This window comes from Oceanisphaera sp. (assembly GCF_052084945.1).
Taxonomy (GTDB): domain Bacteria; phylum Pseudomonadota; class Gammaproteobacteria; order Enterobacterales; family Aeromonadaceae; genus Oceanimonas.
In genome coordinates, this window is sequence record NZ_JBQDEX010000088.1 from 1 (window position 1) to 12,405 (window position 12,405).

Genomic DNA, 12,405 nt, shown 5'->3' on the forward strand with positions numbered 1-12,405 from the left:
ACTCACCGCAGGCTTTATTGACTTACAGCTGAATGGCTGTGGCGGTGTGATGTTTAATAGCGATATTAGTACCACTACCCTAGCCACCATGCAGCGCACTAATTTAGCCTCAGGTACCACCAGTTTTTTACCCACCTTAATTACTGCTACAGATGCCGATATTCGCCAAGCCGTTGTAGTCACTCAGGCCTTCATGGAGCAGCACTGCAATCAAGTATTAGGACTGCACCTAGAAGGCCCTTATACCAACGTTGATCGTAAAGGTATTCATCCGGCGGCACTTATTCGAGAGTTAGACTCCACTATGCTCGATTTTTTGTGTCAGCATGGTGATATTATCGCCAAAATTACTTTAGCTCCTGAGTGTCATCCGCCAGAGCATATTCAAGCGCTCACCCAAGCCGGTATTTTGGTTGCTATGGGGCACACTGCAGCCAGCTATAATGAAGCCATGCAAGGTATAACCGCAGGAGTGGGCTTTGCCACTCATCTTTATAATGCCATGACGCCTACCAGCAATGGCCGCACCCCCGGTGTTGTTGGTGCCGTATATGATAGCCCAACTATGTATGCCGGTATTATTGCTGATGGCGTACACGTGCATCAGGCTAATATTCGTTTAGCCCAGCGCATATTGGGGGCAAGATTGTGTTTAGTTACAGACGCAACTGCCGCCGCGGGGGCGCCAGACGATCTAGAACACTTCGATTTTTGTGGTACCAAGGTATGGATACGCGATGGCCAATGTGTGGATGAACAAGGCACACTAGGCGGCTCTTCTCTGACTATGATAGCCGGCGTGCGTCACTTAATAGCAATGGGCATTAAGCCTGAAGCAGCGTTGCGCATGGCCAGCTTATATCCCGCTCGCGCCATTGGCCAAGATCACCTATTGGGCTCAATCACTCCCGGAAAAATCGCTAATTTGGCGGTATTAACGGGTGAGCTAGACCACACTCTGAGTGTTAAAACGACCTTGGTTAATGGACAATTTCATTCAGGCATTAGGAGTTCATAATGAATAAACTGGTTTATAGTACCGATCCTAACTGGCAAGCGCCCACTGCCTCTAGCACCCAAGAGGGGCCTTTTCCTGTTGATGGCGTGATCCGACTACGTCGCGAAACCAAAGGCCGTAAAGGGGCTGGTGTTATTTGTATTTATGGCGTTCCTAGTGAAGAAGTCGGCGCCCTTGCCAAGCAGCTCAAAAAGCAATTGGGCACAGGAGGCGCGGTTAAAAAAGGCGTCATTGAAATTCAAGGCGATCGCCTTGCTCAGGTACAAGCCCTGCTGGTTAAAGCGGGGCTCAAGGTGAAACAGGCTGGGGGCTAAAGTGTAACCGCGCATTTAGGCATAAATAAAAAACAAATATTCTTGGCCGTTTTTTACTGGCTCTTTAGCAAAGCGATAGCCATGAGCCAGCGCTTCTTCTGGTACATTACGAAATGAGCCGGGACAATCAGTGATCACTTGTAATAATTCACCTTTGCTCATGCCCTCTAGTGCCTCTAAGGTATAAACCACAGGGTAAGGACATGACTCGCCCCGTAAATCGAGTGTAAAGTCGGCTTCTTTATCAGTATGCTTCATGTTTCACGCTCTTCTTTTGTGTGAATTGACTGCGGTAGCAGCGCGCTCTGTATACTGTTAAGGCATAAAGCCCGCCTAACATGGCCAGTGTCGCTACCAGGGCTCCCATAGGGCCAATGGCCTCAAACAGGTTAATTTTAGCCCCACTGCTCACTAGTAGCTCATATACCCCAAGATGATCCCAAGCATAGGCAAGCAAGGTCGCCCCTATTATATTGCCGGCAAACACGGGTAAAAATAGTACTTGGCCTTCCATTAATCGATACATCATGCCGGTTTCGCAGCCTGAGGCCAACACAATGCCAAAGCCAAATAATACGCCACCAATCAGGGTGCTGAGTGCTGCAATTTGCGTAATAGGAGTTAAACCGTATAGAGCAATCACAATAAAGGTGAGGATAGAGCTTAATGCCATCCCCAAAATGATGGCTTTGGCCATAAGGCTGCGCCCGACCAAAAATAAATCCCTAAAGGCCGCAGTAAAGCAGATTTGGCCACGTTCAATCAAAATACCAAACGCCAAGCCAAACAGTGCGCCTAAGCCGAGTAACTGTTGTCCTGAGGCAAAAAAGTACAGTATCAAGCTTACATAAGCGATAACAATGGCGCCGCCAATATAAGGTTGGATCACGCGCTTGCTAACCTGAGAAGGGGCAGCCGCACCGCGCGTTAACGAAGGACGCCCTTTCCACCAGCGCTTTTTGGTTAATTTAGCTCCCCAAAAAGTACCTAATCCGGTTGCCACAATAAAAATCCACGAATGCAGCGAAAACTGTGGTACACCAGTAAAAAACGCCGCCAAGTTACAGCCCAGCGCTAACCGTGCCCCAAAGCCGGCAATAATGCCGCCCACGAGTCCTTGCACATAACGGCGCTTTTGCTGAGGTAGCCGAATTTTAAAACTATTACTTAACAGCACCATGATCAGAGCACCAATAAACATCCCCCAGACAATCCAGCCATCAGCACGCTCCCAAGTCGCACCTTCAAGTTTCACCATATCAAAATACTGCCAGCCAGACGTGTCCACACCAAACAGGCTTAATATATCGCCCCCTAAACGGGTAAATTCACCGGTCACCGCCCACACAGTTGAGGTTAGGCCAAAGTACAAGGCACTGAGTAAGCCGGCAATCAGTAACACCAGATAAGGGTTCCAGTGGCGTTGAAAAATAAGGGTGATCATGGGCTTCATAATAGGGTGCTCTTCATGTGCGTTGCTAATATCCTTAAAGTAGTACCAATATATTACCACTAAAGCGCGTCTAGTTAGCAGCAACAACATGCTTGAGCATGATAAAAAACGCCCTATTCATAGTGCAATGCACAACATGATACAGGGCGCATCTGTAAGGCGGATATATCATCCAGCCTTGCTATTAGTGAGCTACATTGGCTGAACTACACTTAGAGCTTAAAAACAATCGTTTCATTTATTCCTTATGAACAAACATAACTGGCTCTACTTATCAAATAACAATATTTTCTTGTTCGCCTTGACTCCATGTAATAATATTATTAAAGGTAATGTTTGCTCTTCTTACCATAGCCTCTGCTGTTGCAAAGCCAATATGCGGAACCAGTACCGTATTAGGCGCGTCAAGTATAGGATAATCAGCAGGAACGGGTGGTTCCATATCAACTCTATCTAACCCAGCACCAGCAATAATTCCTTTATGTAAAGCTTGTGCTAAGGCATCATTATCTATAATAGGTCCAACAGCAGTATTAATTATAATTGCACTGTCTTTCATTAGGGCCAGCTTTTCTTGATTAATTAAATGGTGTGTATCATCTGTTAGTGGAATATGAAGTGTCACAATATCACTATTCTTTAACACTTCTTCTAAAGACTGATACTCGACTCCCTGAGCAATCAAGTCTTTATTTTCACTGCGGTTATAAGCAATCACACGACAGCCATAAGCTAACCCCAGCTTTGCCACTGTGCTACCAATGTCACCCGTGCCTAATATCCCTAACGTTTTACCTTGTAAGTCAGTTTGTCTATAGCCACGCTTAGTGCCGCCAGCCCTAAGAGCAGCCTCTAGCGGGACTATACTGCGCAATAATGCAACTATCAGCCCAAACGTTAGCTCCGCTACTGAATTCGTACTATAGCCGGCAGCATTAGAAACCTGAATACCTTTCTCTTTACATTTATCTAAGTCAATATGGTTATAACCTGTAAACGCAATCGAAATATATTTTAATTTTTCTGCAACATCAATCACCTCTCCACTTAATGGCATATTGGCGACGACTAACACCTCAGCATCTTTAATTCTCGCTTTAAGTGTTTCATCATCTGATAAACCATCTTCATATACTATTAATTCATGACCACTATCCGTCAGGGGTTGTGATATTAATTTAAATTCATCATCACTGATACCGAGAGACTCTAATATTACAACTTTCATTTATGTATGCTCCACTTTAAGGTGACACTTGATAACACTGATAAATTACTGTCTCAGTGTAGCATTACCTAAAAAATTTCAAACTTAAATATAACCACCACAGGTATTGACTTTATAAAATGGCCTCAACAACTTTACAATAACGCTTAATAGTTAAAAATAGTGAAGAAAATAAAAAGCCGGCCAATTTAGGCCGGCTTTTACTGCTCGTGCTTATTTAGTCTCTATTAACCAAGTAAGGCATTGGCCTTTTCAACAACATTTTCAACGGTAAAGCCAAACAACTTAAATAGCTCACCGGCAGGAGCCGACTCACCAAAAGTAGTCATACCAATAATGTTGCCACCAAAGCCTACATACTTGTACCAGTAATCAGCAATGCCGGCTTCTACTGCTAAGCGCTGAGTAACAGCACTAGGCAATACGCTTTCTTTGTACTCAGTTGATTGCGCATCAAACACATCGGTACAAGGCATAGACACTACCCGTACTTGCTTGCCTTGAGCCGTGAGTTGCTCGTAGGCAGCCACAGCCAATTCCACTTCTGAACCGGTGGCAATAATGATCAACTCTGGAGTGCCAGCGCAGTCTTTTAGCACGTAACCGCCCTTGGCGACATCAGCCAATTGCTGTTCTGTGCGCTCCATTTGACCTAACCCTTGGCGAGAGAAGATCAAGGACGTAGGGCCATCTTGACGCTCAATGGCCGCTTTCCAAGACACAGCAGATTCAACCTGATCGCATGGTCGCCAAGTGCTCATATTGGGCGTTAAGCGCAACGAGGCAATTTGTTCGACAGGCTGATGGGTTGGCCCGTCTTCGCCCAAACCAATAGAGTCGTGGGTATAGACGAAAATGGCACGTTGTTTCATCAGTGCTGCCATGCGCAAGGCATTACGCGCGTACTCGACAAACATTAAGAAGGTGCCGCCATAAGGCACAAAGCCCCCGTGTAACGCCACGCCGTTCATAATGGCGCTCATGCCAAACTCACGCACCCCGTAGTGCAGGTAGTTGCCACTAAAGTCCTCAGCGCTAATTGGCTGTGATGTTTTATGCATGGTCAAATTTGACGGAGCCAAGTCGGCACTGCCGCCTAATAGCTCTGGTAAAATAGCGCCAAAAGCATCTAACGCATTCTGTGAGGCTTTACGGGTGGCCACTTTCGCGGGGTTGGCTTGCAAGTCTTTAATAAAGTCGCTGCTGGCTTGCGCCCAATCAGCGGGTAATTCGCCTGAGCTGCGACGCTTAAACTCGGCCGCCAACTCAGGGTGGGCAGCAGCATAAGCGGCAAACTGCTCATTCCACTGACCTTCTGCCACTTCACCTTGGGCTTTTGCGTCCCACTGGCTATAAATGTCGGCAGGAATGGCAAAAGGCGCGTGCTCCCAACCTAGCTGTTGGCGAGTGGCCACTATTTCATCTTCACCTAATGGTGCACCGTGGCTGCCCGCAGTACCGGCTTTATTAGGTGAACCAAAACCGATTACGGTTTTGCAGCAAATTAATGTTGGGCGAGTGGTATCGGCACGGGCTGCATCAATGGCGTGTGTTAATGCATTGGCATCATGGCCGTCGACATCGGCAATCACCTGCCAGCCATAGGCTTCAAAACGCTTAGGGGTATCGTCACTAAACCAACCGTCTAGCTCACCGTCAATGGAAATACCATTGTCATCCCAAAACGCAATCAGCTTGCCTAAACCTAAGGTGCCCGCCAATGAACAGGCTTCGTGTGAAATGCCTTCCATCAAGCAACCATCGCCCATAAAAGTATAGGTATAATGGTCAACAATATCGTACCCTGGGCGGTTAAACTGTGCAGCAAGCGATTGTTCAGCAATCGCCATGCCCACCGCATTGGTAATGCCTTGGCCCAAAGGACCGGTTGTGGTTTCTATACCTGGGGCATAGCCAAACTCAGGGTGCCCTGGCGTTTTAGAGTGTAACTGGCGAAATTGCTTTAGGTCTTCAATAGACAAGTCGTAGCCAGTCAGGTGCAATAAGGAGTACAGCAACATAGAGCCGTGACCGTTAGATAAAATAAAACGATCGCGGTCCGCCCAGTTAGGGTTATTCGGGTTGTGTTTTAGATAATGGCGCCACAACACCTCGGCAATATCTGCCATGCCCATGGGGGCACCGGGGTGACCGGAATTAGCTTTTTGTACCGCATCCATACTTAATGCGCGCACGGCGTTGGCCAGCACTTGACGAGAAGGCATCGACATCTCCTGAGATGATTACTTATTATGTTAGAGGTTAACAAACGCGCGTATTGTCCCAAAGACTGCTAAGCGGCGCAAATCTAATCTTCTGCGGCTTAAGATACACGGGCGTTTTTACGCGACTCCCCCATAGCGAGTCGAGTCAAAATGACTTAATCCCGACTTTTTACTGGTAATCGGTGCTTTGCCTTATTAGAATAGCCGTCTAGATGTTAATACTGCCATCTGGCGCAGTTGCAGTTATAATACACCCGATTTATTAAGGTTAGGGAACCATCATGGCCAAATTATTTACCTCAGAGTCTGTCTCAGAAGGTCATCCAGACAAAATTGCCGATCAAATCTCTGATGCGGTACTCGATGCGATTATTACACAAGATCCTAAAGCGCGTGTGGCATGCGAAAGTTTTGTGAAAACGGGCATGGTGGTTGTGGGCGGTGAAGTCACCACTAGCGCTTGGGTTGATATTGAAGACTTGGTACGTAAGACTGTCAGTGATATCGGCTATACCAGCTCTGAAATGGGATTTGACGGCGCAAGCTGTGCGGTACTAAACGCCATTGGCAAACAATCTCCCGATATCGCCATGGGCGTAGACCGTGAAGATGAAGACCCTTATGCACAAGGTGCTGGGGATCAAGGCTTAATGTTTGGTTATGCCTCTAACGAAACCGAAGTATTAATGCCAGCGCCAATTACTTATGCGCATCGATTAATGAAACGTCAGGCTTATGTACGTAAAAGTCGTGAGCTGCCTTGGTTACGCCCAGACGCAAAATCACAGGTCACCTTTGTATATGATGACGCGGGTAAGCCCATTGCCATAGATGCGGTGGTGCTATCGACTCAGCATCACCCTGATATCGATCAAGCTACCCTGCGTGAAGCTGTCATGGAAACCATTATTAAGCCAACCTTACCCGCGCAGTGGCTAAATAAAAATACCCAATACTTCATTAATCCAACCGGTCAGTTTATTATCGGTGGCCCTATGGGTGATTGCGGATTAACTGGCCGTAAGATTATTGTTGATACTTATGGCGGTATGGCACGTCACGGTGGCGGAGCTTTTTCTGGTAAAGATCCCTCTAAAGTTGACCGCTCTGCCGCTTATGCCGCACGTTATGTCGCTAAAAATATTGTGGCTGCCGGTTTGGCTGAACGTTGTGAAATTCAAGTGTCTTATGCCATTGGTATAGCAGAACCTACGTCCATTAGCATAGAAACATTTGGCACGGGCAAGGTGGCTGAATCGGTTATCGATGCAATCGTTCGTGAGCACTTTGACTTGCGCCCTTATGGATTGATTCAAATGCTAGATTTAAATCGTCCTATTTATCAAGCGACTGCGGCGTACGGACACTTTGGCCGCGATGAATTCCCTTGGGAAGCGGTCGATAAAGCCGACCTATTACGCGATGCTGCTGGCCTAAAATAGGCGAGTAATACACAGCTAAAAGGGAGGCTCAGGCTTCCCTTTTTTCATACTAAAAAGCCTGACATGGCGACTGAGCAAACTGATTTTTTATTACTTAACACCACACTTTATTTATGACTCCTTTACTAGAAGAGCGCATTATCAGCCGCGCTTATGATTGCATGAAACAAGCATCTCAAGCCTTAGGCCGCGACTTCTTGCCTCCTCGCGTGTTATTTACGCAACGCGGCCGCATTGCTGGCTCTGCGTGGCTAGAGCGCTGGGAATTACGTTTTAATCCCATACTGTTGGCAGATAATGAGCCCGAATTTATCAGTGATATTGTGCCTCATGAAGTGGCCCACCTGGTGGCCTTTGCCTGTTATGGCAAAGTAAAGCCTCATGGCCAAGAATGGCAGCATATTATGCGTTCAATATTTAAGCGAGTGCCTCACACTCGCCATCAGCTCGATATTAGTAAAGTCGCTCCCACTTTTAGTTATCAATGTGAGTGCCGTCGTCATCAACTGACCCTAAGACGTCACAATAATATGCTGCGCAAAAAACAGCGTTATCAGTGTCTGTACTGTAATGGCATATTGAAAAAAGTCTCAGCGCCGAGTGCCCAGCACATAACATCAAGCTAATTGATTTATCTGACAACACATCGCTTTTTACTCCTCCCTTTTTAAGGAACACGAATTTTCATGAACATACCACGCGCTCTTGGTCGCTATCTTAACGCGGCTTTTTTGATTGTTTGTAGCACTCTTATTCCTACTCTCAGCGTTTATGCCAGTGATATTGTGGTGGGCTCTTGGAATATTCAACGCTTGGGTCACGGTAGCAATAAAAGCTTTCCTGCCTTAGCATCCATTGCTAGCAAAGTTGATTTGTTAGCCGTACAAGAAGTAATGACAGAATCGGGGATTGCTGAGCTAGAGCAGGCATTAGAAAAGTACACTGGCGAGTCATGGAGCCACTTGGTTTCTCATGCGCTAGGGGCAAATAGCTATAAAGAAATGTATGCCTTTATTTGGCGAGACTCTGTCGTTGAATATAGTGAAGGAGCCGTGGTTTATCTTGATAGAGAAAACCATTTTGTTCGTGAGCCCTTTTCTGCCAAATTTAAATCAAAACAAGATCAAAGTGAGCTAGCTATAGGCACAGTGCATATTGTGTACGGCAAAAGCATTAAAGATCGCACACCAGAAATTAACGCCCTCGCAGATTACTGGCTATGGATGGCCGAAGTGTATCCCGATACCCCTCTTGTGCTGGCTGGAGATTTTAACTTGCCACAATCGCACCGAGCTTGGAATGCATTAAAACAATACGCGCGCCCGTTAGTCACTCAAGGCGCATCTACACTATCGAAAACAGCCGGTAAGTATGCCAACTTATACGATAATATCTGGGTTGAGCGTGATACGCATTTAGCCATTAATGATGCCGGTATTATTGATTTTCCCAATATGATTGGGTGGGATCACGCTAAAAGTCGCAAGCACGTCTCTGACCATGCTCCTCTTTATATGGCGTTAGGTGATGGCGTACTCGATGATGCCACTGCCAGTATCTCGGCTTTTGCTGCTGCCACACCTTCTAGCCAAGCACAATCACCGGTTACCAGGAATGCGACTCAAGAGATCCGTGGTAACCGTCATTCTAAGATCTTTCATCGTCCCGACTGCCCCAGTTATAACCGTGTGGGTAGCAAAAATAGAGTGAGCTTTAGTAGCGCCCAAGCAGCCAAAGACTCAGGCTATCGCATTGCTAAAAACTGCCCATAATGAACCAGACAGCCAGATTAGCGCCACTCCATCGCACTTTCGCCATAGCAGCGAGCGGGCTCTAGCGGTACAATATAGGTCATTCCAGAGTATGACCACCGAGTAAGGAAGTGTGCAAACATTATGCGTACCCCGCGAATTTATGAAGCGAGCCCACTCCACTGTGGGCAAGAGCTAACACTGTCTGGCGATGCAGCCAATCACGTTGGCCGTGTATTACGCATGCAGGTGGGACAGTCATTAACACTGTTTAATGGCCAAGGTGGTCAATACGAAGCCGATATTCTTGAGGCGACTAAAAAGCTTGTCCGTGTGCGTGTGGGGGAGTTTAATAACAGTGACTGTGAGTCACCTTTACCTTTTCACTTAGGTCAGGTGATCAGCCGCGGTGAAAAAATGGAATTTACCATTCAAAAGTCTGTTGAGTTAGGCGTTAATGTTATCACCCCGCTGTTTTCTCGTCGCTGTGGTGTTAAATTATCCGGTGAACGATTAGAGAAAAAAATACAGCAGTGGCAAAGTATTGCTATTGCTGCCTGTGAGCAATGTGGGCGCAATACAATACCCGACATTCGCCCCGCCCTTTCTTTAGAACAGTGGTTGGCACAAGAAACAGACAGCCTTAAGCTCAACCTGCATCCTAAAGCCAAGCACAGTGTTAACACCTTGCCGCCGCCTGTGGCCGGCATTAGACTCTTGATTGGCCCAGAAGGTGGCTTATCTGACGACGAAATCATTCAGGCTCGCGATCACGATTTTATTGATGTTTTACTCGGCCCTCGCGTACTGAGAACTGAAACGGCGGCCTTAACCGCTATTACCGCTTTGCAATGCCGATTTGGAGATCTTGCATGACCATTAAACTGGGAATCGTGATGGACCCTATTCAGTCCATCACCCTTAAAAAAGACACCAGCTTCGCCATGTTATTAGAAGCCCAGCGCCGTGGTTATGAGCTCTGGTATATGGAAATGAGCGACCTCAGCCTGCGTGATGGTGAGTCTTTTGGCAATATGGCAAAATTGACAGTTAAAGAAGACCCAAACGACTGGTTCACTCTAGAAGCCACTGAACGTCTGCCATTAAGTCACCTAGATGTTATTTTAATGCGTAAAGATCCTCCCTTTGATACCGAGTTTATTTACGCAACTTACTTATTAGAGCGCGCTGAAGAAAAAGGCACTTTGATTGTCAATAAGCCGCAAAGCTTGCGCGATGCTAATGAAAAACTCTATACCGCTTGGTTTTCTGAGTTTACCCCCACCACGCTTGTGACACGCAGTGCGGTTGATATTCGCGCTTTTTACCAAGAGCACGGCGATATTATCTTAAAGCCGCTTGATGGTATGGGCGGCGCCTCTATTTTTAGAGTAAAACAAGACGACCCCAACTTAGGTGTTATTATCGAAACCCTTACCGAGCATGGTAGCCGCTACTGCATGGTACAAGCCTATATTGGTGCTATTACCGAGGGAGATAAACGCGTATTAGTAGTGGACGGTGAAGCCGTGCCTTATTGTTTAGCGCGTATTCCCCAGGGTGGAGAAACCCGTGGCAATATAGCGGCTGGCGGCCGTGGTGAAGCGCGACCATTAAGCGACAGTGATCGCCGCATTGCCAAGGCGCTGGGTCCCACCTTAAAAGAAAAAGGCCTGATCTTCGTTGGGCTAGACATTATTGGTGATAAGCTCACCGAGATAAATGTCACTAGCCCAACTTGTGTACGAGAAATAGAAGCGGCATTTCCTGTCAATATTTCTGGTATGTTAATGGATGCCATTGAAAAGCGGCTATCCTAAAGAGAAGCTCCTTCCCCGTTTATTATAGGCGGGGCCATTTCTGACTCAAGACGAGACGACATGGACTCATTGCAACATCATTTTTTAATTGCTATGCCCAACCTCAAAGATCCTTTCTTTGCCGGTTCAGTAACCTATGTATGCGAGCATAATGACGAAGGCGCTATGGGATTAGTGATTAACATTCCCGTTGATATGCCGGTGCATGAATTATTAAACCAGCTAGACATGCTCCCTGAAGATGCGCCCCGCGAGCTAGAAGAGCCGGTATTACAAGGTGGGCCTGTCGCCACCGACAGAGGCTTTGTATTACACAGCCCAGTAACGGGTTTTAACTCCAGTCAAATGCTGGCTGATGATTTAATGATCACCACCTCTCCCGATGTATTAGAAACCTTAGGCACAGCGCAAGCACCTGAGCAATATTTAGTCGCCCTTGGCTATGCCGGCTGGACGCCAGGCCAGCTTGAACAAGAGCTGACCGAGAATAATTGGTTAACAGTGCCGGCTGATACTCAGTTGCTTTTTAATACACAGCTAGCTAAGCGTTGGCATCAGGCTGTGGGCCGTTTAGGGATAGACTCGCAGCATTTATCATCACAAGTAGGTCACGCATGAGCCGCACTCTACTCGGGTTCGACTATGGCACAAAAAGCATTGGCGTGGCTATTGGTCAAGAAATAACGGCATCGGCACGGCCGTTATTAGCGTTAAAAGCCAATGACGGCATTCCAAATTGGGATCAGATAGCCGCGCTACTTAACGAGTGGCAGCCCAACTTATTGGTCATCGGCCTGCCTTTAAATATGGACGGCACCGAGCAAGAGATCAGCCGTCGTGCCCGTAAATTCGCTAACCGGTTGCATGGTCGATTTGGTATCGAAGTGGCACTGCAAGATGAGCGCCTAACCACCACAGATGCTCGTGCCCGCTTGTTTGAAGCCGGTGGTTATAAAGCCTTAGGGAAAGATACCATTGATGCCGTCTCGGCACAGCTCATTTTAGAATCATGGATGGAAGCCGCCACTCCAAGTGATCAGCCGGAAGCTAGAAGCTAATACCAATCTAAGTAAAAATGTGATCTGATTTAAAGCTGGACCTAGAGGAAACAGAGTCACCTTCCACGACACGCCATAAACCCATCCATGGGGGCT

The 12,405-nt window shown here is 46.9% G+C and carries 13 protein-coding genes; 9 read left to right on the forward strand and 4 right to left on the reverse strand.

Translation table 11 applies throughout. The features are described from left to right. Positions 1 to 1,018 (forward strand): N-acetylglucosamine-6-phosphate deacetylase (gene nagA / locus ACTHY5_RS08810; RefSeq protein WP_441878788.1); only part of this gene is annotated, 1,018 nt, incomplete at its 5' end. After that, a complete protein-coding gene (locus tag ACTHY5_RS08815; protein ID WP_441878790.1) occupies positions 1,018 to 1,332 on the forward strand; it encodes a translation initiation factor in 315 nt (104 codons plus the stop codon). The genes nagA and ACTHY5_RS08815, both read left to right, overlap by 1 nt. Before the next feature lie 15 nt (positions 1,333 to 1,347). Here ACTHY5_RS08815 and yedF read toward each other — a convergent pair whose 3' ends face one another. From yedF to tkt, 4 genes are all read right to left on the reverse strand, one after another. Further along, complete coding sequence (yedF, locus tag ACTHY5_RS08820; RefSeq protein ID WP_441878792.1) at positions 1,348 to 1,590, reverse strand: sulfurtransferase-like selenium metabolism protein YedF; 243 nt, start codon at positions 1,588 to 1,590, stop codon at positions 1,348 to 1,350. Next, positions 1,577 to 2,875, reverse strand: a complete 1,299-nt coding sequence (gene yedE, locus ACTHY5_RS08825; RefSeq protein WP_441878794.1) for a selenium metabolism membrane protein YedE/FdhT — start codon at positions 2,873 to 2,875, stop codon at positions 1,577 to 1,579. The genes yedF and yedE overlap by 14 nt, the downstream gene beginning before the upstream one ends. A 184-nt stretch (positions 2,876 to 3,059) precedes the next feature. Next, positions 3,060 to 4,013 carry an NAD(P)-dependent oxidoreductase gene (locus ACTHY5_RS08830; RefSeq protein WP_441878796.1) on the reverse strand — a complete coding sequence of 318 codons (954 nt, stop codon included), beginning with the start codon at positions 4,011 to 4,013 and terminating at the stop codon, positions 3,060 to 3,062. A gap of 227 nt (positions 4,014 to 4,240) precedes the next feature. Continuing rightward, entirely contained in the window at positions 4,241 to 6,238 is a 1,998-nt protein-coding gene (gene tkt / locus ACTHY5_RS08835; RefSeq protein WP_441878798.1) for a transketolase, read from the reverse strand. A gap of 281 nt (positions 6,239 to 6,519) precedes the next feature. On the opposite strand from tkt, the gene metK reads away from it, so the two are divergent. From metK to ruvX, 7 genes are all read left to right on the forward strand, one after another. After that, on the forward strand, positions 6,520 to 7,680 hold the full coding sequence (gene metK / locus ACTHY5_RS08840) for a methionine adenosyltransferase (protein ID WP_441878800.1): 1,161 nt from the start codon (positions 6,520 to 6,522) through the stop codon (positions 7,678 to 7,680). A gap of 113 nt (positions 7,681 to 7,793) precedes the next feature. Then, entirely contained in the window at positions 7,794 to 8,306 is a 513-nt protein-coding gene (locus ACTHY5_RS08845) for a SprT family zinc-dependent metalloprotease (protein ID WP_441878802.1), read from the forward strand. A gap of 60 nt (positions 8,307 to 8,366) precedes the next feature. Further along, positions 8,367 to 9,452, forward strand: a complete 1,086-nt coding sequence (locus ACTHY5_RS08850; protein ID WP_441878804.1) for an endonuclease/exonuclease/phosphatase family protein — start codon at positions 8,367 to 8,369, stop codon at positions 9,450 to 9,452. 123 nt (positions 9,453 to 9,575) lie between these two features. Further along, positions 9,576 to 10,307: a 16S rRNA (uracil(1498)-N(3))-methyltransferase gene (gene rsmE / locus ACTHY5_RS08855; protein ID WP_441878806.1), complete on the forward strand. Its 732-nt coding sequence runs from the start codon at positions 9,576 to 9,578 to the stop codon at positions 10,305 to 10,307. Next, entirely contained in the window at positions 10,304 to 11,251 is a 948-nt protein-coding gene (gene gshB / locus ACTHY5_RS08860) for a glutathione synthase (RefSeq protein ID WP_441878808.1), read from the forward strand. Before rsmE ends, gshB begins: the two co-directional genes overlap by 4 nt. A 60-nt stretch (positions 11,252 to 11,311) precedes the next feature. Then, entirely contained in the window at positions 11,312 to 11,869 is a 558-nt protein-coding gene (locus ACTHY5_RS08865) for a YqgE/AlgH family protein (protein ID WP_441878810.1), read from the forward strand. After that, positions 11,866 to 12,309, forward strand: a complete 444-nt coding sequence (gene ruvX, locus ACTHY5_RS08870; protein ID WP_441878812.1) for a Holliday junction resolvase RuvX — start codon at positions 11,866 to 11,868, stop codon at positions 12,307 to 12,309. Before ACTHY5_RS08865 ends, ruvX begins: the two co-directional genes overlap by 4 nt. The last annotated feature ends 96 nt before the right edge of the window (positions 12,310 to 12,405 follow it).

Excerpts from the sequence above, each read along its gene's own strand:
- ruvX (WP_441878812.1), top strand. The coding sequence starts at position 11,866 with ATGAGCCGCACTCTACTCGGGTTCGACTATGGCACAAAAAGCATTGGC.
- ACTHY5_RS08865 (WP_441878810.1), top strand. The coding sequence starts at position 11,312 with ATGGACTCATTGCAACATCATTTTTTAATTGCTATGCCCAACCTCAAA.
- rsmE (WP_441878806.1), top strand. The coding sequence starts at position 9,576 with ATGCGTACCCCGCGAATTTATGAAGCGAGCCCACTCCACTGTGGGCAA.
- ACTHY5_RS08850 (WP_441878804.1), top strand. The coding sequence starts at position 8,367 with ATGAACATACCACGCGCTCTTGGTCGCTATCTTAACGCGGCTTTTTTG.
- ACTHY5_RS08830 (WP_441878796.1), bottom strand. The coding sequence starts at position 4,013 with ATGAAAGTTGTAATATTAGAGTCTCTCGGTATCAGTGATGATGAATTT.
- gshB (WP_441878808.1), top strand. The coding sequence starts at position 10,304 with ATGACCATTAAACTGGGAATCGTGATGGACCCTATTCAGTCCATCACC.
- yedF (WP_441878792.1), bottom strand. The coding sequence starts at position 1,590 with ATGAAGCATACTGATAAAGAAGCCGACTTTACACTCGATTTACGGGGC.
- ACTHY5_RS08845 (WP_441878802.1), top strand. The coding sequence starts at position 7,794 with ATGACTCCTTTACTAGAAGAGCGCATTATCAGCCGCGCTTATGATTGC.
- ACTHY5_RS08815 (WP_441878790.1), top strand. The coding sequence starts at position 1,018 with ATGAATAAACTGGTTTATAGTACCGATCCTAACTGGCAAGCGCCCACT.
- tkt (WP_441878798.1), bottom strand. The coding sequence starts at position 6,238 with ATGCCTTCTCGTCAAGTGCTGGCCAACGCCGTGCGCGCATTAAGTATG.
- metK (WP_441878800.1), top strand. The coding sequence starts at position 6,520 with ATGGCCAAATTATTTACCTCAGAGTCTGTCTCAGAAGGTCATCCAGAC.
- yedE (WP_441878794.1), bottom strand. The coding sequence starts at position 2,875 with ATGTTGTTGCTGCTAACTAGACGCGCTTTAGTGGTAATATATTGGTAC.